At 71.8% G+C, this 23399-nt stretch carries 20 protein-coding genes; 9 read left to right on the top strand and 11 right to left on the bottom strand.

Going from position 1 to position 23399, the window contains the following annotated elements; all coding sequences use genetic code 11:
* Nucleotides 1–132 precede the first annotated feature (132 nt).
* Together ACZ4NT_RS14795 and ACZ4NT_RS14790 are read right to left on the bottom strand one after the other, a co-directional pair.
* Nucleotides 133–468 carry a hypothetical protein gene (locus tag ACZ4NT_RS14795; protein ID WP_121405144.1) on the bottom strand — a complete coding sequence of 112 codons (336 nt, stop codon included), beginning with the start codon at nt 466–468 and terminating at the stop codon, nt 133–135.
* Nucleotides 465–593, bottom strand: coding sequence for a hypothetical protein (locus tag ACZ4NT_RS14790; RefSeq protein WP_467725533.1), 129 nt, complete (start codon nt 591–593; stop codon nt 465–467). Before ACZ4NT_RS14790 ends, ACZ4NT_RS14795 begins: the two co-directional genes overlap by 4 nt.
* A gap of 382 nt (nt 594–975) precedes the next feature.
* On the opposite strand from ACZ4NT_RS14790, the gene ACZ4NT_RS14785 reads away from it, so the two are divergent.
* Nucleotides 976–1824 (top strand): helix-turn-helix transcriptional regulator, encoded by an 849-nt coding sequence (locus ACZ4NT_RS14785; protein ID WP_467725531.1) that lies wholly within the window; start codon nt 976–978, stop codon nt 1822–1824.
* Nucleotides 1825–1852: 28 nt separating this feature from the next.
* Here ACZ4NT_RS14785 and ACZ4NT_RS14780 read toward each other — a convergent pair whose 3' ends face one another.
* The 3 genes from ACZ4NT_RS14780 to ACZ4NT_RS14770 form a co-directional block, all read right to left on the bottom strand.
* Nucleotides 1853–2815 (bottom strand): helix-turn-helix transcriptional regulator, encoded by a 963-nt coding sequence (locus ACZ4NT_RS14780; RefSeq protein WP_467725529.1) that lies wholly within the window; start codon nt 2813–2815, stop codon nt 1853–1855.
* A gap of 385 nt (nt 2816–3200) precedes the next feature.
* Entirely contained in the window at nt 3201–4658 is a 1458-nt protein-coding gene (locus ACZ4NT_RS14775) for a hypothetical protein (protein WP_121405140.1), read from the bottom strand.
* Between the two features lie 173 nt (nt 4659–4831).
* On the bottom strand, nt 4832–5902 hold the full coding sequence (locus ACZ4NT_RS14770) for a substrate-binding domain-containing protein (protein ID WP_467725527.1): 1071 nt from the start codon (nt 5900–5902) through the stop codon (nt 4832–4834).
* A gap of 375 nt (nt 5903–6277) precedes the next feature.
* Between ACZ4NT_RS14770 and ACZ4NT_RS14765 the strand changes: the two genes are divergently transcribed.
* Nucleotides 6278–6676 (top strand): hypothetical protein, encoded by a 399-nt coding sequence (locus ACZ4NT_RS14765; protein ID WP_121405138.1) that lies wholly within the window; start codon nt 6278–6280, stop codon nt 6674–6676.
* A 163-nt stretch (nt 6677–6839) separates the two neighbouring features.
* Here the strand turns inward: ACZ4NT_RS14765 and ACZ4NT_RS14760 are convergent, their stop codons facing one another.
* From ACZ4NT_RS14760 to dnaK, 4 genes are read right to left on the bottom strand one after another with little or no spacing between them, the layout of a single operon-like run.
* Nucleotides 6840–7295 carry a heat shock protein transcriptional repressor HspR gene (locus ACZ4NT_RS14760; protein WP_121405137.1) on the bottom strand — a complete coding sequence of 152 codons (456 nt, stop codon included), beginning with the start codon at nt 7293–7295 and terminating at the stop codon, nt 6840–6842.
* Between the two features lie 7 nt (nt 7296–7302).
* Nucleotides 7303–8487, bottom strand: a complete 1185-nt coding sequence (gene dnaJ / locus ACZ4NT_RS14755; RefSeq protein WP_121405136.1) for a molecular chaperone DnaJ — start codon at nt 8485–8487, stop codon at nt 7303–7305.
* 33 nt (nt 8488–8520) lie between these two features.
* On the bottom strand, nt 8521–9192 hold the full coding sequence (gene grpE, locus ACZ4NT_RS14750; protein ID WP_121405135.1) for a nucleotide exchange factor GrpE: 672 nt from the start codon (nt 9190–9192) through the stop codon (nt 8521–8523).
* A complete protein-coding gene (gene dnaK, locus ACZ4NT_RS14745; RefSeq protein WP_121405134.1) occupies nt 9189–11042 on the bottom strand; it encodes a molecular chaperone DnaK in 1854 nt (617 codons plus the stop codon). Before dnaK ends, grpE begins: the two co-directional genes overlap by 4 nt.
* Nucleotides 11043–11489: 447 nt before the next feature.
* Here dnaK and ACZ4NT_RS14740 point away from each other — a divergent pair, with 447 nt between their 5' ends.
* From ACZ4NT_RS14740 to ACZ4NT_RS14710, 7 genes are all read left to right on the top strand, one after another.
* Nucleotides 11490–13772, top strand: coding sequence for a (Fe-S)-binding protein (locus ACZ4NT_RS14740; RefSeq protein WP_121405132.1), 2283 nt, complete (start codon nt 11490–11492; stop codon nt 13770–13772).
* Between the two features lie 240 nt (nt 13773–14012).
* Nucleotides 14013–15461, top strand: coding sequence for an FG-GAP repeat protein (locus ACZ4NT_RS14735; RefSeq protein ID WP_467725523.1), 1449 nt, complete (start codon nt 14013–14015; stop codon nt 15459–15461).
* Between the two features lie 186 nt (nt 15462–15647).
* Nucleotides 15648–17066 (top strand): FG-GAP repeat protein, encoded by a 1419-nt coding sequence (locus ACZ4NT_RS14730; protein WP_467725521.1) that lies wholly within the window; start codon nt 15648–15650, stop codon nt 17064–17066.
* Nucleotides 17067–17346: 280 nt separating this feature from the next.
* Complete coding sequence (locus tag ACZ4NT_RS14725; protein WP_467725520.1) at nt 17347–18822, top strand: FG-GAP-like repeat-containing protein; 1476 nt, start codon at nt 17347–17349, stop codon at nt 18820–18822.
* A 353-nt stretch (nt 18823–19175) separates the two neighbouring features.
* Nucleotides 19176–19484: a hypothetical protein gene (locus tag ACZ4NT_RS14720; protein ID WP_467725518.1), complete on the top strand. Its 309-nt coding sequence runs from the start codon at nt 19176–19178 to the stop codon at nt 19482–19484.
* Between the two features lie 155 nt (nt 19485–19639).
* The gene (locus ACZ4NT_RS14715; RefSeq protein WP_467725516.1) at nt 19640–21094 is read left to right on the top strand and encodes an integrin-like protein; all 1455 of its coding nucleotides are present in this window, start codon (nt 19640–19642) and stop codon (nt 21092–21094) included.
* A 26-nt stretch (nt 21095–21120) separates the two neighbouring features.
* Nucleotides 21121–22119, top strand: a complete 999-nt coding sequence (locus ACZ4NT_RS14710; RefSeq protein ID WP_467725515.1) for a Yip1 family protein — start codon at nt 21121–21123, stop codon at nt 22117–22119.
* 60 nt (nt 22120–22179) lie between these two features.
* Here ACZ4NT_RS14710 and ACZ4NT_RS14705 read toward each other — a convergent pair whose 3' ends face one another.
* Complete coding sequence (locus ACZ4NT_RS14705; protein ID WP_121406343.1) at nt 22180–22677, bottom strand: phosphoribosyltransferase; 498 nt, start codon at nt 22675–22677, stop codon at nt 22180–22182.
* Between the two features lie 29 nt (nt 22678–22706).
* Nucleotides 22707–23282: a dCTP deaminase gene (dcd, locus tag ACZ4NT_RS14700; RefSeq protein ID WP_121405125.1), complete on the bottom strand. Its 576-nt coding sequence runs from the start codon at nt 23280–23282 to the stop codon at nt 22707–22709.
* Between the last annotated feature and the right edge of the window lie 117 nt (nt 23283–23399).

Here is a 23399-nt window from a genome sequence, read left to right as displayed (position 1 = left end):
CCCCCCCCCCCCCCCCCCCCCCCCCCCCCCCCCCCCCCCCCCCCCCCCCCCCCCCCCCCCCCCCCCCCCCCCCCCCCCCCCCCCGCTGCGGGGGGAAGCACCTGCGCGATCTACAACGACGGGGGAATCGCGTCAGGCACTGCGGGGGGTGGCTGAGATGGTCCGTACGTCCGGGGCTTCCGGCTCGACCAGCTGGTGGTCACGCTGATCCAGGTTCACGAAGATCATGCCGTACCGGATGGCGCACCGTACTGGCTGCGGCGCCCCCCGAGGCCGCCGCAGACACCGGTAGGCCCGGACGTCCTCGTCGTCGTCCCGGGTGACGACCACCGGCTCTCCGAAGACCGTCACCATCAGCGAGTCACCACTGTGGGGGATGGCGGTGACCAGGTCGATGAAGTGCCAGCCGGACCGGTAGGCGGTCGCCATCTCCCGGCGGAAGGAACGGTCGTCGGGCGGGATGGTCATGCGGCCACGCCCTTGGGGGAACCGATGCTCCACGAGAGGTCCCCCTGCACGCGGCTCCAGGAGAGATCAGGCGGGGCGATGCTCCAGGAGAGGTCGCCGGGCACGGCGTCGGTCGTGCTGGACACTTGTGCATCGGCAGGCTCACTGCTCCAGGAAAGGTCCAGGGCGCTTACGGCACTGAAGACCATCCCAGCGGAGAAGGCGACAGCGAGCACCGAGCGAACCATTCTCTTGCACATAGTCGGCTTCGTCCTCACTTCCTTGGATACTCTCCCCCGCCGTCCTCCAAGACGATGGCTCATTCAGTCAGGCAAACACCACAGGGTCGATGCATCATGTTCCTGCACGTTCAGGACCCTGGGGGGTGGAGCTTTGCCTACAAAGAACTCACATCGGACACATCCTCATGCCGAGACTGAACTGTGCGACGAAGGCAAGCGTCTTTATGCCACCGCGCTGCGCTCGGGGCGCATCGCGCGCAAGGAGGTCGAACCGGCTCCCTGCCTGATGGAATTCGCGCTGCTGCACCCCGACCCGGACGACCCCCTGTGGCTCCGGCCGGTACCGCCGGCGGCCGCGCTCGCCCAGCGCCTGCACCCCATCGAGCGGGAGATCCAGGAGCGTAGAAGCCTGGCCGTGGAGTTGACCGACTCCTTCGAGCCATTCATGGCCATCACCGCCCAGGATCCGCCGACCACGCACGCCATCACCGTGCTGGAAGGCATCAACCGGATCAACTCCGCGATCGAACTCGCCATGGCCGAGTGCCACTCGGAGATCCTGACCGTCCAGCCGGGCGGCGGGCGCAGCGAACACTCTCTCATCGAGGCCCTGGAGCGCGGGCGGGCGGTCATCGCCCGCGGCATCACCATGCGCACGCTCTACCAGCACACCGCCCGGCACAGCCAGGGCACGCTGGCGTACGCGGAGCACATGACCAAGGGCAATGTCGAGATCCGCACCCTCGAAGAGCTCATCGAACGGCTGATGATCTTCGACCGCACGGTCGCCTTCATCCCGGCGCGCGGCGACGGCCAGATGGCACTCGAACTGCGCCACCCCGGTCTCGTAGAGTACCTGGCCAAGGTCTTCGAACAGCTCTGGGCGCGCGGCGTCCCGCTCCTCGAGGAGGCCCCCTACGCCCCGCCCACGGACGGCATCACCGGCGTCCAGCGCTCCATCGCCAAACTGCTCGTGGAGGGCCACGTCGACGAGGCCATCGCCCGCCGCCTCGGCATGAACGTCCGCACCTGCCGCGCCCACATCGCCAAGCTGGCCGCCGCACTCGGCAGTGGCAGCCGCGCCCAACTGGGCTTCCTGATAGCCCAGTCGGGGATCCTGGACCCGGATCACTGACCGCCCGCGCGAGGGCCGGGGCCCGGGCTCAGCGGGCCGCGGAGGAGTCCTGGTCGGGCACACCGACGGGCACCGGTTGCGCGGGGTCGGCGGCCCGCGGCGGCCCGTCCAGGCCGGCCTGGGCGATCCGCACGCCCAACTGCGTCCTGCTGGCCGCCCCGAGGGTCTCGGAGAGCCGGGCGATGTGGGCACGGCAGGTGCGGACGCTGATGCCGAGCCGCTCGGCGACCACGGCGTCCTGGTGCCCCTCCGCCAGCAGCGCGGCGATCGACCGCTCCCGGTGCGTGATGCCCTCGATGCCCGTCGAGGGCAACGGCGCGGCCAGCGGGATGCCGAGCCGCCACAGCCGTTCGAAGACCGTGACCAGGTAGTCCACCAGCGCCGGGTGGCGCAGCTCCAGGGCGATCGTGCGGTCCGCGTTGGCGGGGATGAACGCCACCTTGCGGTCGAAGACGATCAGCCGCTCCACGACCTCGTCGAGCGTGCGGGCCTCGGCCGCCTCCCCCATGAGTTCCATGTACGTGTGCAGGCCCTGGCCGTGCCGCGCCACGTGGGTGTACAGGTCGCGCATCCGCACCCCGCGCCGGCGCAGCCCCAGCGCCCGGTGCAGGCCCTCCGACAACTCGTCCTCGCGGCGGATGCCGCCCGGCTGCACCGTCAGCACCTCGGTGCGGCACGCCTCGGTGGCCTCGTCCATCGCGGCCCGGATCCGGGGCAGTCCGTCGAGCACGCGGATGGCGGCGCCCTCGGCCGGTGCCCGGACGCGCCCGCCGAGTCCCGCGTACCACTCGAAGGCGGCCACGGCGTCACCCACCCGCGACTGGCTGGCGGTGACCTCCTCGTAGACGCCCCGCAGCAGCCGCGTCATGACCTCCTGCGGCGAGGTCGGCACCAGCCAGCCCATGTCGTCGGGGTCCGGGTGCAGCAGCGCCAGTTCGAGCAGGCACGGCACCGCGTCGGCGTCCGAGCGCAGCACGCGGCCCCGCCGCACGGCCCGGGAATACACGCGGTCCCCGGCCTCGCACAGCCGGTCAGCACCGTGCGGATGCGTGTCCGTCCCGTGCCCCGCCATCTCCCACCCCTGGCTCCAAACTCCTGGCTCCAGCGTCTTGCGCGATGCAACGCCTCGGCGTCTTCCGCAGCGACACTATGCGCGGCCCGGTCCGCCATCGCAACACGCCTCTCTCCCGCGGCTGCCCCCGATCGCCCCGACACGTCGGCACATATCCCCACCTCCGCAACGGCCCGTTGCAACAAGCTGACCGTCCCGGCACCCCGCACCGCGCCCGTGCGCGTCGGCGCGGCGGGACGCCGGGCCCCCGGGACGGGTGGCCGGATGTCTACGGTCGAGGGGGCGGCCGGCCGGGACGCGGTCGTCAGGACGCCGGTTCGAAGACGAAGAAGCCGTCCTCGGTGCCGAGGTAGCCGTAGCGGGTGGCGTCGTCGAAGAAGGGCACGCGGTCCGCGGGCAGGTCCTTGCCCAGCACGTCCTTCGTGCGTGCGTCGACCGCCACGGCGAGGTCGCCCCCGGTCGTGCCGTACAGCACCGAGTCGTCCGCGGAGAAGCGCAGGGGAGTCAGCGCCTTCTCGCCCGCCCCCTGGGCCCAGAGCTGCTTGCCGGTGGCCGTCTCGCGTACGACCGTGCCCTCGTCCGTGGCCGCCGCCGCCAGGTCTCCGGACGCGGAGAGGAGGGGCTCCTTGACGCTCGGCCAGGAGGCGACCGCCTTACCACCGCCCTCCAGTTCGTACCAGGCGTCGATCCAGACATCCGACCCGGCGGCGGTCTGCCAGGCCGTGAGGACCCTGCCGTCCGCGACCCGCAGCACCCTGATGCCCTCGGACCTCCGGTCGCCGTCGTCCGTGAACTCCACGCCCCGGGGCGGCTCGACGTCGGCGCTGCTCCACACCTTCCGGCCGGTGCCGAGGTCGGAGAGGGTGACCTGTTCCGGGTCGCTCTCGTAGCCGGAGGCGTTCTCGAAGCCCGCGAAGTAGTCGCCGGTGACCAGCGGCGCGTACGTGGACGCCCCGGTGGCCTCGCCGGTCTCGGGGAGGAAGGCGCAGTCGGCCTGCGCACCGGTGCATGCGACCGTGCGGGCGTCACCGCCGTCGAGGGGCGTGAGGCGAAGCGTTCCGTCGGCGACCCCGACGCGGTGGCCCTCCAGGAGGAAGGCGGCGGCGTACGTGGACCGGTCCACCAGGCTGTTCGGGTCCTGCGGGAGTCCGCTCACGCCCAGCTCGGTCCCGGCGGCGTCGTACAGGGTCGCCGTCGAGGTGACGGTCTCCTCGGTCAGTCCGTCGGAGCCGTCGGTCCGGGACGTCCCGACGGCGAGAGCGGGGACACCGTCGTGCCAGGTGGTGGCGGTGACGGAGTCGGCCTTCACCTTCAGGCTCCTGCGTACGCCGCCGGACTCGGCGTCCCGGAACTCCAGGACGAGCTCCTCCGGTTCGTCGGACAGGTGCAGCACCCGGTTCTTGCCGCTCTCGGGCTCCCCCGCGGCGTCGAAGTCCGCCAGGTAGGCGCCGTCGGCGCCCTTCGCGAAGACGAACGCCTCGCCGAGGTCGAGCACGCCCGGGGCGCCGCCGCTCCCGGCGGCGGGCAGGCTCCACGCCGCCCGTTCGGCGAGTCCGGGCAGCCGGGGGCCCCGGTAGGCGGGCCCGGCCTGTGACGCCCCGCCGGAGCCGTCCGAGCCGCCGCCCCGGTGCGCGGCCTCCCCGGCCGAGTCACCGGAGCCGCAGCCGGCCAGCAGACCGAGGGAGAGCACCAGCCCCGCCACCGCTCCCGTGGTCCGCGCGCCCCCGGGGCTCCGCCGTGTCTCCTCGTTCGTCGCGCGCATCCGTTTACATCTCCCCCGTGATCACGATGTGGCAGCGCGCAACAGTAGACGATCTTCGAGTCGTCCAACTGCCGCACGCTGCCGGGGAGTCCCGTTCGTCCCACTCTCGGCGCCGCCCTTTTCACCGGATCTCCGCGCATGCGGTCCGGCCGGGGTACGCGCCCGGGACGGGCCTACTTCAGGCCGATCGCCGCGCAGTCCGCCTTGAACTTCGACGTGCAGATCTGCTTGACCGTGTAGAAACCTTCCTCCACGACGGTCTCCTGGATGTTCTTCTTGGTCAGCGCGACCACGGGGACCAGCTGCGCGGGGACCTTCTTCGTGGTGGGGCTGTCGACCTTGTCGCGGGTGAGGGCGTCGAACTCGATCGACCGGCCCTGGACCTTCGCGACGGCCATCTGGGCCGCGGCCTCGGCCTCCTGCGGGTACGACTTGTAGACGCTCATGAACTGGTCGCCCGAGACGATGCGCTGCACGGCGTCCAGTTCGGCGTCCTGACCGGTGACCGGCGGGATCTTGGTGGCGCCGGTCTCCTTGAGGGCCTCGATGACGGCGCCCGCCATGCCGTCGTTGGCGGAGTAGACACCGGCGATGTTGTCCAGGCCGATGGCCGTGATCGCCTGCTCCATCTGGGTCTTGGCGTTCTCCGGCTTCCAGTCCTTGGTGTCGTACCGCTTGGCGATCTGCACCTTGCCCTCGAGCTCGCCGAGGGCGCCCGCCTTGAACTGGGCGGCGTTCGGGTCGGTGACCGAACCGTTCATCATGACGATCTTGCGGTTGGCCGCGTCGGCGCCGAGCGACTCCACCAGCGCCCTGCCCTGCACCTCGCCGACGAGCTCGTTGTCGAAGGAGATGTACGCGTCGATCGGCCCCTGCGCCAGGCGGTCGTACGCGATGACGGGGATGCCCGCGTCCTTCGCCTTCTTGACTCCGGCCGCTATCGACTTGGAGTCCACCGCGTCCAGCAGCACGACGTCGACCTTGTCGGCCACCATCTGCTCCAGCTGGCTGCTCTGCTTGGCCGCGTCCTGCTCGGCGTTGGCGTACTCGACCCGGCCCTTGTCGTTGGTGAGTTCGAGGACCTTCTTCTCGATGATGGGGTAGTCGAACTTCTCGTAGCGAGAGTTCTCCTTCTCCGGAAGGAGCAGACCCACCGTGATGTCGTCGCCCTTCTTGGGGCTGGCGGAGCTGCCGTCACCACCGATGCCGTCCACGACGCCGCAGGCGGCGAGCGGGGCAGCCATGGCAAATGCGCCCAAGGCTATGGCAGTACGACGCATACGGATTCGGGTGTTCACTTCATGTGCCTTCCGGACGAGGACGCAGCATTGCGACCAGGTGGCTGAAAGCCAACGCGGCGATCACCGCAGCGTCAAGGAGTAACCACTTAACGAGATGGCAACGGCCTTCTGTGTGTGGCGTGTGAAGGTACCAACTCTCCGGACGTGCGGGAACGTTGCGCCCTCTCCACTTCGTGGAAAGTTCCGGCACCCCCGTCCACACCTCCGTCCCTCACGGAGAGTAGCCACTTGCGTACGCCGCCACCCCGTGCGAAGGTGTCCCTCGGCCCATTAATCGAACGCCTGTTCCCATCGAGCGGGTGGGAGGGAGGTCGCCGGATGAGCGGCGCCCGAACGACGGGGAGCGCGGTCTGGATCGGCTCGCTCGTCCGCCGCTTCCCCGCACTCGTCGAGGCACTGGCCCCGGGAACCCGGGAGGGGCTCCCGGACGGCCCCGCGGAACCCGCGGCGGGCGGGCCCGCCCCGTCCGTACGCCTGTCCGTCCCGGACGCCGTGCGCGACATCACCGACGGGGTCGTGGAACTGGAGGAGGCCGTCCGCGAACGGCTGCGCCTGCGGCCCGTCGCTCCCGCCCCGGTGCCGGTGCGGTTGCGCCGCATCGCCGGACTCCTGGAACGCATCGCCGCCGACCCGCTGCTCGCCGCCCATGTGGAGGAGGAGACCCGGCGCATGGCGGCCCGCTGCGCCCGCGCCCTGGGCGACCGCGGAGCGACCTGAGGCCGCCCGCCCCGCCGGCGATCGCGACGTGCAGCGCGCAGCCGGCCCGGCGCCGGCCGGAAGGGGGCCGCCGGGCCGCCTGGGCCGCGTCCCCGCACGTGCAGGGGCCGGGAGGTGAACCTCACCTCCCGGCCCCTGCACGTACGGGGTGACGCGTGCGCGCCTACTGCTCGGACGACCGCTTGGGCCGCCAGACCACCAGCGCACTGGTCTGCTGGACGTCCTGGTAAGGCACCAGGTCCCGCCGGTACGAGGCGTGGACGGCGGCCTCGCGCTGCTGCATCGCGGCCGCGGCTCCGTCGAGGGCCGCCTCCATCTCCGCGACCCGGGACTGGAGGGCGGCGACCTGGTTCTCCAGCTCGATGATCCGCTTGATGCCCGCCAGGTTGATGCCCTCGTCCTGCGACAACTGCTGAACGGTACGCAGCAGTTCGATGTCGCGGGCCGAGTAGCGCCGGCCCCGCCCGGCCGTGCGGTCGGGAGAGACCAGGCCGAGGCGGTCGTACTGACGCAGGGTCTGCGGGTGCAGACCGGAGAGCTGGGCCGCCACCGAGATGACGTAGACCGGCGTCTCCTCGGTCAGTTCGTACGGGTTGCGTCGACGGCCGATTCCGTCCATGGCGTCCTCATGCTCCCTTCGCGGCCTGGAACAGCTCCGCCCGCGGATCCTCCTCCGCGGTCGCCTCGCGATACGCCTCCAACGCGTCGCGAGCCTTGCCCGAGAGGTCCTTGGGGACGGCGACCTCGACGGTGACCAGCAGGTCGCCGCGTGTGCCGTCCTTGCGGACCGCGCCCTTGCCCCGCGCCCGCATCGTGCGGCCGTTGGGCGTGCCCGGCGGCAGCTTCAGGGTGACCGGCGGCCCGCCCAGCGTGGGCACGCGCACCTCGCCCCCCAGCGCCGCCTCCGGGTAGGTGACGGGCACGGTGACGGTGAGGTTGTCGCCCTTGCGGCCGAAGACCGGGTGCGCGTCCACGTGCACGACCACGTACAGGTCGCCGGCGGGGCCGCCCCGTTCGCCCGGGGCACCCTTGCCGCGCAGCCTGATCCGCTGGCCGTCGCTCACCCCGGCCGGGATGCGCACCTGCATCGTGCGGGAGGACTTGGCCCGGCCGCTGCCCCGGCAGACCTCGCAGGGGTTCTCGGCGATCAGGCCGCGGCCCTTGCAGTCCGGGCAGGGGTCGGTCAGCGAGAAGCCGCCGCCCGATCCCCGGGCCACCTGGCCGGTGCCGACGCACGTCGGGCACACGCGCGGTGTGCCGTTCGCGTCGCCGGTGCCCGAACAGGCCTTGCAGGGCGACTGGGAGGACATGCGCAACGGGACCGTCGCGCCGTCCACCGCCTCCGTGAAGCTCAGCGTGACCTCGGACTCGATGTCCTGGCCGCGCCGGGGCTGCGTCCGGGCGCCGGTGCCCGCGCCACCGCGGTTGAACAGGCCCCCGAAGACATCGCCTATGCCGCCGCCGAAGCCGCCGGCCGCCGTACCGCCGCCCTGGGCACCGCCTCCGAAGAGGTCGCCCAGGTCGAAGTTGAAGGAGCCGCCGCCCGCGCCGGGACCGGGCCGGAAGCCGCCGTTGCCGAAGAGGGTGCGCGCCTCGTCGTACTCCTTGCGCTTCTTGGGGTCACCGAGGACGTCGTTCGCCTCGGAGATCTCCTTGAAGCGCTCCTCCGCCTTCGCGTTGCCCTTGTTGGCGTCCGGGTGGAACTCGCGGGCGAGCTTCCGGTACGCCTTCTTGATCTCGGCCTCGGTGGCGTCCTTGGGGACGCCGAGGACCTTGTAGTAGTCCTTCTCGATGAAGTCCTTGGTGCTCATCCTCGACGTCCCTCCTCCCTCGTCCGTACAACGTCAGCCCTCGTCCGGGCCACCGCTCTCCTTGTCCTCGGCCGACTCGGCCGACTCCGGGGAGTCCGCCTTGACCGTCTGCGCCCCGGGCTGGGGCTCGGCGACGGCCACCCGCGCGGGGCGGATGGTGCGCTCGCCGATGCGATACCCAGGCTGCAGAATCGCCACGCACGTCGTCTCGGTGACGTCCGGCGCGTAACTGTGCATCAGGGCCTCGTGGATGGTCGGGTCGAAGGGCTCGCCCTCCTTGCCGAACTGCTGCAGGCCCATCTTCGCCGCGACGGTCTCCAGCGACTCGGCCACCGACTTGAAGCCGCCGACCAGTTCGCCGTGCTCCCGCGCGCGGCCGATGTCGTCGAGTACGGGCAGGAGCTCGGTCAGGAGGTTCGCCACGGCGATCTCCTTGACCGCGATCCGGTCGCGCTCGACCCGGCGGCGGTAGTTCTGGAACTCGGCCTGGAGCCGCTGGAGGTCCCCCGTGCGCTCGGTGAGCGCGGTGCGGGCCTGGTCCAGCTGGGCCGTCAGGCCGGCCAACTGTGCTGCTGCGTCCCCGTCCGGGGCCGCCGCCGCCTCCTCTTCCGAGGAGGGGGTGGCGGCCTGCGGCTCGGCGTCGTCAGAGGTGGCGCCGGAAGGGACGTCAGGCTTCTCTTCGAAACCCGGGGTCTCCTCCGTCACGCGGCACCGTCCTTGCGGTCCTCGTCGACGATCTCGGCGTCGACGACGTCGTCGTCGGCACCCTTCGGCTGCTCGGCACCGGCGGCACCCTCGGCGCCACCGGCCGCCTGCGCGGCGTTGGCGTCGGCGTACATCGCCTGGCCCAGCTTCTGGGAGACGGCGGCGACCTTCTCGGTGGCCGTGCGGATCTCGGCGGTGTCCTCGCCCTTGAGCGCGGCCTTCAGCTCCTCGATGCCGGCCTCGACCTCGGTCTTGACCTCGCCCGGGACCTTGTCCTCGTTGTCCTTGAGGAACTTCTCGGTCTGGTAGACGAGCTGCTCGCCCTGGTTGCGGGTCTCGGCGGCCTCGCGGCGGGCGTGGTCCTCCTCCGCGTACTTCTCGGCCTCCTGGCGCATCCGGTCGACCTCGTCCTTCGGCAGCGAGGAGCCGCCGGTGACGGTCATCTTCTGCTCCTTGCCCGTGCCCAGGTCCTTCGCGGTCACGTGCATGATGCCGTTGGCGTCGATGTCGAAGGCGACCTCGATCTGCGGGACGCCGCGGGGCGCCGGCGGCAGACCGGTCAGCTCGAACATCCCGAGCTTCTTGTTGTACGCCGCGATCTCGCGCTCGCCCTGGTAGACCTGGATCTGCACGGACGGCTGGTTGTCCTCGGCCGTCGTGAAGATCTCGGAGCGCTTGGTCGGGATCGTGGTGTTGCGCTCGATGAGCTTCGTCATGATCCCTCCCTTGGTCTCGATACCGAGGGACAGCGGGGTCACGTCGAGGAGCAGGACGTCCTTGACCTCACCCTTGAGCACACCGGCCTGCAGGGCGGCGCCGATGGCGACGACCTCGTCCGGGTTGACGCCCTTGTTGGCGTCCTTGCCGCCGGTCAGCTCGCGCACGAGCTCCGCGACGGCCGGCATACGGGTGGAGCCGCCGACGAGCACGACGTGGTCGATCTCGGACAGCTGGATGCCGGCGTCCTTGATCACGTTGTGGAACGGCGTCTTGCAGCGCTCCAGCAGGTCGGCCGTCAGCTGCTGGAACTGCGCCCGGGTGAGCTTCTCGTCCAGGTGCAGCGGGCCCTCGGCGGACGCCGTGATGTACGGCAGGTTGATCGAGGTCTCGGTGGACGAGGACAGCTCGATCTTGGCCTTCTCGGCAGCCTCGCGCAGACGCTGGAGAGCCATCTTGTCCTTGGAGAGGTCCACGCCGTGGCCGCTCTGGAACTGCTTCACCAGGTAGTCGACGACGCGCTGGTCCCAGTCGTCACCACCGAGGTGGTTGTCGCCGTTGGTGGCCTTCACCTCGACGACGCCGTCGCCGATCTCCAGGAGGGACACGTCGAAGGTGCCGCCACCGAGGTCGAAGACGAGGATCGTCTGGTCGTCCTTGTCGAGGCCGTACGCCAGGGCGGCGGCGGTCGGCTCGTTCACGATGCGCAGGACGTTCAGGCCCGCGATCTCGCCGGCCTCCTTCGTCGCCTGACGCTCGGAGTCGTTGAAGTACGCCGGGACGGTGATGACCGCGTCCGTGACCTTCTCGCCCAGGTAGGCCTCGGCGTCGCGCTTCAGCTTCTGCAGGATGAAGGCGCTCATCTGCTGCGGGTTGAAGTCCTTGCCGTCCAGGTTGATCTTCCAGTCAGTGCCCATGTGGCGCTTGACCGAACGGACCGTCCTGTCGACGTTCGTGACCGCCTGGCGCTTGGCGACCTCGCCGACGAGCACCTCACCGTTCTTGGCGAAGGCGACGACGGACGGCGTGGTCCTGGCGCCCTCGGCGTTGGTGATGACGGTGGGCTCGCCGCCCTCCAGAACGCTGACGACGGAGTTAGTCGTGCCCAGGTCGATGCCGACCGCACGTGCCATGTCAATTCCTCCAGCTGACTTGAGTGGAACGGACTCAAGTGTGCATCACGCCGGGCGTGTGGTCAACAGAGCTGAGTCGGGGAGGCTCAACTCTTATCCGTTCCTTACGCGCAACAGGGTCCTGAGCTGGGTATTTGCGTGCGCCTTGGGTGACCCCCGAATGGCCGAGCCGGGGCAATCCGACACCGGGTGCCCGGGGAGCGTACGTCCACGCCGGGGAGAAATGCCGCAATATGGTGTGAATGACAGCATCCGGTTCCACCGGGCGGGCCGCGGCCCCGCGGTCCGGAGGTGCGGTGCCCCTGTGAGGCAAGCCTCAGCGACACAGATCACCGCCCGCCTGGCTACAGTGCGGCGCTGGAAATGGGTAGTCTCAGACGGACTGCATAAGTTACCGCTTAGTAATCACTCTCGAAGCACCACCTCGCAGGCCCGAGGAGCCCCCAAATGCAACTCGCCGCGATCATTGTGTCGCTGGTACTCGCCGTAGTCGGCGTGGCGCTGTTCGCCCGAGCCATCGCACAGATCTACCGGTTCGTGCGGCTCGGCCAGGACGTCCCCGCGGGCACCCGTACCGACGACTGGGCAGCGCGTACCGTCACGGTGGTCAGGGAGTTCCTCGGCCACACCCGGATGAACCGCTGGGGCGTGGTCGGTGTCGCACACTGGTTCGTCGCCGTCGGCTTCTTCTCGCTGGTCGCCACGCTGGTGAACGCCTTCGGCCAGCTCTTCGAGGCCGACTGGGTGCTGCCCGTCATCGGCCACTGGCTGCCGTACGAGATCTTCGTCGAGTTCATCGGCCTGATGACGGCGCTGGGCATCCTGACCCTCATCGTCATCCGCCAGCTCTCGCTGCCGACCCGGCCCGGCCGCAAGTCCCGCTTCGCGGGCTCGAACTTCGGCCAGGCCTACTTCGTCGAGGCCGTCATCCTCATCATCGGCCTCGCGATCATGACGCTGCGCGGCCTGGAGGGCGCCCTCACCGGCGTGGACCACTACGAGGCCGCCTACTTCGCCTCGTATCCGCTGGTCAGCGCCTTCAACGGGCTGAGCCTCAGCACGCTGCAGAACCTGGTCTACCTCACCGCGATGATCAAGATCGGGACGTCCTTCATCTGGATGATCACGGTCTCGCTGAAGATCGACATGGGTGTGGCCTGGCACCGCTTCCTGGCCTTCCCCAACATCTGGTTCAAGCGCAACGCCAAGGGCGGCACCGCCCTCGGCGGACTGCTGCCGATGACGTCCGGCGGCAAGGCGATCGACTTCACCGACCCGGGCGAGGACGACGTCTTCGGCGTCTCCCAGGTGGAGCAGTTCTCCTGGAAGGGCATCCTCGACTTCTCGACCTGCACCGAGTGCGGCCGCTGCCAGTCGCAGTGCCCCGCCTGGAACACCGGCAAGCCGCTCTCCCCCAAGCTCCTCATCATGTCGCTGCGCGACCACGCGCACGCCAAGGCGCCGTACCTGCTGGCCGGCGGCGGCAAGGACATGGAGGGCACCGAGAAGGCGACCGAGGAGCAGCTCAAGGACGTGCCCGCGGCGGCCCTCGCGGAGGCCGAGCGCCCGCTGATCGGCACCCTGGAGGAGAACGGGGTCATCGACCCCGACGTCCTGTGGTCCTGCACCACCTGCGGTGCCTGCGTCGAGCAGTGCCCGGTCGACATCGAGCACGTCGACCACATCGTGGACATGCGCCGCTACCAGGTGATGATCGAGAGCGCGTTCCCGTCCGAGGCGGGCACCATGCTCAAGAACCTGGAGAAGAAGGGCAACCCCTGGGGGCTGGCCAAGAAGCAGCGCCTGGAGTGGACGAAGGAGGTCGACTTCGAGATCCCGGTCGTCGGCCGCGACCTGGAGGACCTCTCCGAGGTCGAGTACCTCTACTGGGTCGGCTGCGCCGGCGCCCTGGAGGACCGGGCCAAGAAGACCACCAAGGCCTTCGCGGAGCTGCTGCACATCGCGGGCGTCAAGTTCGCGATCATGGGCGGCGACGAGAAGTGCACCGGTGACTCCGCCCGCCGCCTCGGCAACGAGCCCCTGTTCCAGGAGCTCGGCATGGAGAACGTCTCCGCGCTGAACATGGCCTTCGGCGAGGAGATGGACGACGAGGGCAACTTCACCGCCGAGTCGAAGAAGCCGAAGTCCGCCAAGAAGATCGTCGCCACCTGCCCGCACTGCCTCAACACGCTCGGCAACGAGTACCCGCAGCTCGGCGGCGACTACGAGGTCATCCACCACACCCAGCTGCTCCAGCACCTCATCGACGAGGGCAAGCTGCTGCCGGTGACGCCGGTCGAGGGCCTCATCACCTACCACGACCCCTGCTACCTGGGCCGCCACAACAAGATCTACACGCCGCCGCGCGAGATCATGTCGGCCGTCCCGGGCCTGCGCCAGCAGGAGATGCACCGCCACAAGGAGCGCGGCTTCTGCTGCGGCGCCGGCGGCGCGCGGATGTGGATGGAGGAGCGGATCGGCAAGCGCATCAACAACGAGCGGGTCGACGAGGCGCTCTCCCTGAACCCGGACATCGTCTCCACCGCCTGCCCGTTCTGCCTCGTCATGCTGACCGACTCGGTCAACGGCAAGAAGAACGACGGCAAGGCCAAGGAGTCCGTCCAGGTCGTGGACGTCGCCCAGCTGCTGCTGGACTCCGTCAAGACACCGGTCGACCCGGCGGGTCCGGCCGAGGCCGAGAGCACGCCGGAGCCCGAACCCGTCAAGTGACGGCCCCGTCCGGGGGGAGGGCGGCCGTGCGGTCGGGCACCGGCCGCCGCCCCTCGGACACTCCGCACCCCATGTCCCCGGTCGCCACCGGGGACATGGGGTGTTCTCGTGCCGAAGGACGGGTCCCCTCGATCGGGAGGACGGCCGGTTCCGCGCGCCCCGGCCTCCGCACCGGCCCGCCCAGGCCCCATCATGTGCCGTCATGATGTGCACCGTCGCCGGACGAGCCCTGGAGTCGCATTGACACGCCTGCGCGCCGTGCTGGTCTGCGCCGCGGTCCTCGCCGCCGCCACCGGATGCAGCGCGGACGGGCCCACCGCCGACCGCCCCTCGCACGGGCGTCCCGCCGCCGGGAAGCCCGCCGACCACCCCGACCCGGGCGACTTCAACGGCGACGGCTACGACGACTACGTCGACCATCTCCCGGCGAAGTCTCCGGGCGAGCAGGACTTCACCGGGACCCTGATCGTCGTCTACGGCTCGGAGAAGGGACTCGATCCCGCCCGGAGCAGCCGCACGCGAGCGCCCGCGGGCCAGGGGTTCGTGTCGGTGCCACTGCGGACCGACCTCGACGGGGACGGCTTCACCGACCTGCTGGGCAGCCGCGGCAAGGACCCGGCCGACGCCCGCACCTTCGCGATGTTCGGCGGTCCGCGCGGCCTCGGCGCGGCCCGCGTCCTGGACCTGCCGCGCGGCTTCCGCCCGCTGGCCGCCGCGGACTTCGACGGCGACGGGTCCGTGGACCTGCTCGACGGCGGCCGGGGCGGCACCGGCGACACCACCTCCGGGGAGCCCGGCACCGACGGCTCCCTCCAGTACGGGCCGTTCGACCGCACCGGCACGCCACGGCGCCAGGCGGTCCTCGACCTCGACCAGGACGGCTACGCGACGCCGAACACCGCCGCCACCGGCGACTTCGACGGCGACGGCCGGGCCGAGGCCGTCCTCACGTACTCCTTCGACGCCGAGCAGGACGACTCCGCGCCCGCCGGACTGCACACCGTCGGTGTCTACGAGGGCGCCGAGCAGGGGCTCGTCCGCGACACCCGCCGGGAGGAGCGCATCGAGCGGGCCCTGTCCGCCTTCGACGGCCCGCGCACCCCGGCCGTCGGCGACGCGGACGGCGACGGCACCGACGACCTGCTGCTGCCGACCCGGCTGACCGTCGGCCCCGCCGACCTGCCGAAGACCGGCGGCGCCCTGACGATCCTGTACGGCGCACGGACCGGGCTCGGCACCGGGCGCCCCGAGACCGTGATCGGCGACCGCGGCGGCGACCCGCGGCGCGTCGACTTCGGGTCGTCCCCGGCCGTGGGCGACGTCAACGGCGACGGTCGGCCCGATGTCGTGGTCGACACCCCCGACTTCCGGCGGCACGACGGCAAGGTCACGCTGCTGCCGGGGTCGGCGGACGGCGTGCCGTCCACCACCGGGGAGCAGTCGCTGGACGCCGCGACCGAGGGGCTGCCCGGCACGCCGAACCCGCACTACTGGAACGCCTTCGGCCACCGGCCGCCGCTGCTCGACGTCGACGGCGACGACCACGCGGACGCCGTGGTGTTCGGTCCGCTGTACGAGAAGCGCAAGGGCGCCTTCCTGGTGCTGCGCGGCTCGGACACCGGTTTCGACCCGGAGAAGGCGCAGCTGTTCACCCCCGGGGACCTCGGCCTTGAGGTGCAGCCCACCTAGCGCTGCCGCCCGTCCGGGCTGCCCCGCTTCCGGAACCGCCGGGGGACCGGGACCGGGACCGCCGTCCGTCCGGGGCGGTGGCCGGAAGCCGACCGTCGTGTTCACCCGGACGTCATGCGGGCACAACCGTTCGTACGCCTCAGGAGTCACACCCAGGACACCCGACATCCGGCCTGGGAGTGACTCGTGCGTGCAAGGAAACTGGCCGTCGCGGCATCCGTGGCCGCGCTCGCCGCGGCGGGGCTGACCCTGCCCCTCTCCGGTTCCGCGTCCGCGGCCCCCGCACTCGACGGCGACTTCAACGGCGACGGCTACGCGGACATCGCGGTCGGGGTCCCCGGCGCCACGGTCTCCGGGCAGACCAAGGCCGGTTACGTGAACGTCGTCTGGGGCGGCCCGGCGGGCCCCGGCACCGCGGGATCGGCGACCGTCAGCCAGGCGACGGGCGGGATACCCGGCCACCCCGAGGCCACCGACCTGTTCGGGTCACGGGTCGCGACGGCGGACGTCGACCGGGACGGCTTCGCGGACCTGCTCGTCGGCGCCCCCGGCGAGTCCCTCAGCGACAGCGTCCACGACGAACACGGCACGGTCACCGTCGTGTTCGGCTCGGCGGCCGGCTTCCGCAGCGGGGGCGTGGTGGCCGCGAAGGGCGCGGGGGACGCCGACCGGCTGGGCGGCCTGTTCACCACCGGCGACTACGACCACGACGGCGACGCCGACCTCGCGATCGGCACCAGCGGGGAGGAGGGCGGCGCGCTCCTGTTCCGCCCGGGCCCGCTGACGTCCCCCGCCACCACCACGCTCCTCGACGGCTACGACTTCGCCGCCGCCGACGACCTGGCCACCGGCGACTTCGACGGCGACGGCACCGACGACGTCGCGGTCACCTGGTCCGGCATGGAGCTGTACGGCACCGGCGTCTGGTCCTGGTCCGGCGGCGAGGCGGCCGAGGTCTGGCGCACGGGCGACTACGCCGCCTCCCTCGCCGCCGGCGACCTGAACGCGGACGGCGCGGACGACCTGGTCCTCGGGCACCGGCACGACAACCCCGAGGCGGACGTGCCGTCGCCGTGCCCGGACGAGGCGAGCGGGGCGGTGCTCGTCCGGTTCAGCGCGGGCGGCCTGGAGGACGGCTCGGACGTCTGCCTGTCCCAGTCGTCGGACGGTGTGCCCGGCACGGCCGAGGCGGGCGACGCGTGGGGCGCCTCGGTGGCGGTGGACGACCTGGACGGCGACGGCGCGTCCGAACTCGTCGTCGGCGCACCCGGCGAGGACGTCGGCTCGCTCGGCAGCGCGGGCTCGGTCACCGTCCTCGGCGGCACCGCGTCGGGGCCGCTCTCCGGCGGCGTCTCGTACACGCAGAACACGCGGGGCGTGCCCGGCACCGCCGAGGAGGGCGACCTCTTCGGCGCGACGGTGGCCGCCGACCGGTACCGCTCCGGCCGGCTCGCCGACCTCGCCGTCGGCGCACCCGGCGAGAACGCGGCCACCGGCGGTGTCTGGTACGTCCCGGCCGCGGACGCGGCGGGCGCGCGTTCCCTCACGCCGAACAGCCTCGGCCTGTCCGGCGCGAAGGCGTACGGCACGGAACTGGGCCGCTGACGGACCGGGCCGGCCGGAGGGGCACACACGGGCACCCGCCTCCCGTGCCCCACCGGTCGCGCCCGGCGCACGGCCCACGCCGGCCACGCAGCTCGCCCGGACCCCGTAAGTCGCACAAGTTTTCTGTATTCCCGTACAACCCTTGCCCCCCTGCGGTGGTCTCCTGTTCGCCGACCGCCCCGTGACGCCCAGGACAACTCCCGGCAAACGCGGGCGACGAGCACCCCATCGACTGTGAACGCCCGCCAGGCGTTCCCCGCATGCCGCAGGAGAACCCCGCATGCACAAGCACCTGCGAATCGCCCTCGCGACGGCCGCCGCGGCCACGCTGACGGGCGGTCTGCTCACCTTCACGGCCACCACGGCCCTGGCCGCGGACTCGGTCCACCACCACGAGGCGGACTTCAACGGCGACGGCTACGGCGACACCGCGTTCTCCGCGGGCGACGCCACCGTGGGCGGCAAGAAGGAAGCCGGTCAGATCGTCGCCCTGTACGGCTCGGCGACCGGCGTGACCTCGACGAGCCGCACGACGGTCAGCCAGGACACCACCGGCGTCCCGGGCTCCGCCGAGACCGGCGACCACTTCGGCTGGGTCAGCGCCTACGGCGACTACAACTCCGACGGCTACGACGACCTCGCCGTGTCGGCCTCGTACGAGGACGTCGACGGCGACACCGACGGCGGCACCGTCCTCGTCCTGTGGGGCTCCTCGCAGGGCCTCACCGGTGGTACGACGATCAAGGACCCCGCGGTCTCCTCGCACGACCGCTGGGGCAAGACGCTCGCCGCGGGCGACTACGACGGCGACGGCAAGGACGACCTCGCGATCGGTTCGAGCGAGAGCACGATCTACGTCTACAAGGGCGGCCTCACGCCCGCCGGCGGCTACGGCGCCCGCGCCACCGTCAAGCCCCCGATCCAGTCGGGCGGCCCCACCGGTCCGATCAACCTGACCGCGGGCGACGTGAACGGCGACGGCAGGACCGACCTGGTCGTCGACGGCTACGAGACCGACAGCGCCGCCGGCTGGAACACCAACTACTACATCCCCGGCTCGGCCTCCGGCCTGGTGTCCTCCGGCGCCGTGGAGCTCAAGCGCGGTGTGATCACGGGCATCGGCGACGTGAACGGCGACGGCTACGGCGACATCGTGACCGGCCAGGACTGGGACCCCTCCACGGACGACGACACCCCCTCCGTGCCCGAGTCGGTGACCGGCGGCAAGGTCCACGTCATCTACGGCTCCTCCGCCGGCCCCGACTACACCGTGGCCGTGAGCCAGAACTCCGGCTCGGTTCCCGGCGATTCCGAGCGCGGCGACTGGTTCGGCGGCGAGCTCTCGCTCGGCGACATCAACGGCGACGGGTTCCAGGACCTGGCCGTCTCCGCCGCGGGCGAGAACCTGAACAGCGTCGTCAACACCGGCGCTGTGACCGTCCTGTACGGCTCCGCGTCCGGCCTCAACACCGGTTCCGGAGCGCAGTACTTCGCCCAGTCCACGGCCGGCGTCCCCGGCTCGGACGAGAAGGACGACTACTTCGGCGCCGAGGTCAAGCTCACCGACGTCACCCACGACGGCCGCGCGGACCTGCTGGTCGCGGCGACCGGCGAGAACGACTTCAACGGCGCGGTCACCTACCTGCCCTCCGGCGGCACGAAGATCACCACCACCGGGGCGCGCTCCCTGTCGCCCTCCTCGGTCGGCGTCTCGACCGACGGATACCCGGTGTTCGGCGCCAACGCGGCCAACTGACCCACGTCCCCCGCAGGTCGGGCCCGCGCCGTCACGGCGCGGGCCCTTCCCGTCTTTCCCGGAGCCCCCGCCTGCGTCTGCGCACCGCCACCGCCCTCGCCGTCGGCGACGTCGACAAGGACGGCTACGGCGACATCGTCACCGGCGAGACCGAGACCGCGACCGGCGGCGACCTGGAGGCCCCGGGCCCCGCCGTCGTCTCCCACGGCACCGCCTCCGGCGTCGGCACCGCCCTGGCGCTCACCGACTCGGGCCGTCCCTCGCTCGGCGACATCGACGGCGACGGCCGCCTCGACCCGGCCCTCGGCCACCCCGAGGACTCCGGCATCGCCTCGGGCAACGGCACCGTCCTCGTGCAGTACGGCGGCGCCGGCGGCTTCGGCCCCGCGACCCGGCTGACCCAGGACACCGCGGGCGTCCCCGGCGCCGCCGAGGACAACGACTTCTTCGGCACGGCCGTCCTGCTGACCGACCTCACCGGCGACGGCCGCGCCGACCTGCTGGCCGGCTCGGACGGCGAGAACGAGGCCGACGGACTCGTCCACCACCTCACGGGCACGGCCACCGGCCTCACCACCACCGGTTCCGCCTCCTACGGCCCGAGCGCCTTCGGCATCCCGACGGCGGACGACCCGAGCCTCGGCGGCGTCCTCGTCGGCTGACCCGACCGCGCGGGGCGCGCCGGCCCCGAACGGCGGCGCGCCCGGAGGTGACCCCGGGGCCCCCGTGAACCCACGGGGGCCCCGGCACAACCCACGGCGTCCCCCGGCTGTCTCACGAGTGCCCCGCATCTCCCCGCAAGCGAGTTGGAGTCCTCGTGCGCATACGGACGTACGCCACAGCCGTCACCGTCGCCGCCGCGGCCACCGCCGGACTGGCCCTCGCCCCGCCCGCTGCCGCCGCCCCCGCGCCGGTCGCCAGCGACTTCGACCGCGACGGCTACGCGGACCTCGCCGTCGGCGTGCCGGACGCCACCGTCGACGGGCAGGCGAAGGCCGGGTACGTCGACGTCGTCTGGGGCGGCCCGGGAGGTCTCGGCACCGCCGGCGACACCCGCGTCAGCCAGGCCGGACCCGGCATCCCGGGCACTCCGGAGAAGGGAGACCGCTTCGGCGCCGCCGTGACCGTCGCCGATGTCGACGGCGACGGCACGGCGGACCTCGTCATCGGCGCCCCCGGCGAGGACGTGACGGGCGCCGGTGCCGACGCGGGCACCGTCGCCGTACTCCGCGGCGTGCGGGGCGGCCCGGCCACCGGGGCCACCGTGCTGAACGGCCCGGCGGCCTCCGAGGGGTACGGGAAGTCCGTGGCGGCGGCCGACCTCACCGGCGACGGCGCCACCGACGTCGTCGTCGGCGCGACGGACAAGGTCGTGCTGAAGACCGGCGGCGGCGCCACGACCACCGTCTTCACCGGCCCCATGGGCGGCCGCGCCCCCCTCCTGGCGACCGGCGACTTCGACGGCAGCGACGACGGGACCGCCGACCTGGCCACGGGCTACTGGACGAACACCCCCTTCACCCAGTCGCACGTGCGCCTGTGGAGCTGGTCCGCCGAGGAGAGGTCGCTCGCCAACATCTGGAACACCGACAACGCCGGCGTCTCCGCGCTGGCCGCGGGCGACTTCGACGGCGACGGCCACGACGACCTCGCCCTCGGCGAGTGCCGTGAGATCGCCGACGAGAACATCGACGACCCCTGCGGCCCCGAGGAACGCGCCGAGGGCGGCGGCATCCACGTCCACTACGGCGCCGGAGTCCCCGGGAACTTCGGCCACCGCAAGCAGACCCTCAACCAGGACACCGCCGGCGTCCCGGGGGTCGCCGAGACCGGCGACCGCTTCGGGGCCTCCCTCGCCGTCGCCGACGTCGACGGCGACGGCCGCGACGACCTGATCGCGGGCGCCCCGGGCGAGGCCGTCGGCGACCGCGCGAGGGCCGGCGCCGCGACCCTGCTCCTGGGCGGCCCGAACGGCATCGTGGACGCGTCCGGCGGGGCCCACTCGGTGGCGTTCCAGCAGGACACCGCGCGCGTCCCGGGCGTCGCGGAGGCGGGCGACGCGTTCGGCGCGGCGGTCACCTTCGGTGACTACGATCACGACGGCGTCCCGGACGCGGCCGTCGGCTCCCCCGGCGAGAACGGCGCGTCGGGCGGTGTCTGGGTGCTCCCGGGGGCCTCGGCCGAGGGCTCCTCCGCGTTCACCCCCACCTCATTGGGCCTGCCCGCGGCGTCAAGCGCGCTCGCGTACGGCGGGACCCTGAGCAGCCACTGAGAGCAGGCCTGTTGTCCCCTTAGGGGATGTCACAGCTCGGCCGCAAAGCCGGGCCCAATCCCCCGGGCCCGGCACGTCACTCTGCGGGACCAGGTACGTTCGATTACGTGGCTGGATTCAGGATCGGACGCGGCCGGGACAACCGCACCCCGCAAGGGCGACCGCAACAACACCCGCGGCAGGCGCCGTACGGACAGCAGGCCCCCCAGGGCCAGGGCCGGACGTACGGCTACCCACCCGCGCCTCAGCAGCAGTACGGCGGACAGCCGCCCCACGGCGGCCAGCCGCACGGCGGAGGGTGGCCGCAGGGCGGCCAGGGCGAGCCGGAGTACTTCGGCGACGACGGCCGGAACGGCTACCAGCAGGGGCCGGACCCGTACGCGGCCAATCAGCCGGGACACACCCAGGCATTCGCCGTGGGCGAGGACCCGTACAGCCAGGGCGAGACCTACCGCGCCGGCCAGGCCGCGGCCCCGCCGGTCGGCCCGCGCCTGCACTGGAAGGACCTGCTGCGGGGGATGGTCCTCCGCCCGAACCAGACCTTCCTGCAGATGCGCGACTACGCGATGTGGGGCCCCGCGCTCGGCGTCACGTTCCTCTACGGCCTGCTCGCCGTCTTCGGCTTCGACGGCGCCCGCGAGGACGCCATCAACGCCACCCTGTCCAACGCCGTGCCGATCGTGCTCATCACGGCCGTCGCGATCGTCCTGAGTACGTTCATCCTGGGCGTGGTCACCCACACCCTGGCCCGCCAGCTCGGCGGCGACGGCGCCTGGCAGCCGACGGTCGGCCTCTCCATGCTGATCATGTCGATCACGGACGCCCCGCGCCTGCTGGTCGCCATGTTCTTCGGCGGCGACGCCTCGTTCGTGCAGCTGCTCGGCTGGGCGACCTGGCTGGCGGCCGGCGCGCTGCTCACCCTGATGGTGTCCCGCTCGCACGACCTGCCCTGGCCGAAGGCGCTGGGCGCGTCGGCGATCCAGCTGATCGCGATCCTGTCGATCATCAAGCTGGGCACGTTCTGACCCACCCGCACCACTCGGGCCCGCCCCAGCCGCCCCGGCCCCGGGCGGGCCCACCGCCGCTCAGGCGTCGAGCACCTGCCCCGCCCGCCTGACGACGGGGGGTTCCACGCTCCACGGGAAGTTGATCCACTCGTCCGTGCGCTTCCACACGTACTCGCACTTCACGAGGGAGTGGGACTTCTCGTAGACGACGGCGCTGCGCACCTCGGCGACGGCGCCCACGCAGAAGTCGTGCACGAGCTTCAGCGTCTTGCCGGTGTCGGCGACGTCGTCCGTGATCAGGACCTTCTTGTCGGAGAAGTCGATCGCGTTCGGGACGGGCGCGAGCATGACCGGCATTTCGAGGGTGGTCCCGACGCCCGTGTAGAACTCCACGTTGACCAGGTGGATGTTCTTGCAGTCGAGGGCGTAGGCGAGGCCGCCGGCGACGAAGACGCCGCCACGGGCGATGCTGAGCACGATGTCGGGCTCGTAGCCGTCGTCGGCGATGGTCTGGGCGAGCTCGCGCACGGCGACGCCGAACCGCTCGTAGGTGAGGTTCTCCCGTACGTCGCTCATGGTCTGCCCGCTGCTCCCGTCGCTCTCGCTCACACCTGGGTCCGATGGAAGTTCAGGAACGACCGCGAGGCGGTCGGACCGCGCTGGCCCTGGTAGCGCGACCCGTACCGGTCGCTGCCGTAGGGGAACTCGGCGGGCGAGCTGAGCCGGAACATGCACAGCTGCCCGATCTTCATCCCCGGCCAGAGCTTGATGGGGAGCGTCGCGAGGTTGGAGAGCTCCAGCGTCACGTGCCCGGAGAAGCCGGGGTCGATGAAGCCGGCGGTGGAGTGGGTGACCAGTCCGAGGCGTCCGAGGGAGCTCTTCCCCTCCAGCCGCGAGGCGAGGTCGTCGGGAAGCGACACGACCTCGTAGGTGCTGGCCAGCACGAACTCGCCGGGGTGCAGGATGAAGGGCTCGTCGCCCTCGGGCTCGACGAGCCGGGTGAGGTCCGCCTGTTCGACGGCCGGATCGATGTGCGGGTAGCGGTGGTTCTCGAACACCCGGAAATACCGGTCGAGCCGCACGTCGATGCTCGACGGCTGCACCATGGTTTCGTCGTACGGATCGATGCGGACCCGCCCGGCGTCGATCTCGGCCCGGATGTCCTTGTCTGAGAGAAGCACGTCCCGAGGATACGCAAGGCGGGGGGGGGGGGGGGGGGGGGGGGGGGGGGGGGGGGGGGGGGGGAGTGGGGGGGGTGGGGGGGGGGGGGGGGGGGCGCGAGGGGGGAGCGGGGAGAG

The organism is Streptomyces sp. NPDC026417 (assembly GCF_055567695.1).
The sequence above is the reverse complement of the archived record's forward strand: the minus strand, read 5'-3'. Positions and strand labels throughout refer to the sequence as shown.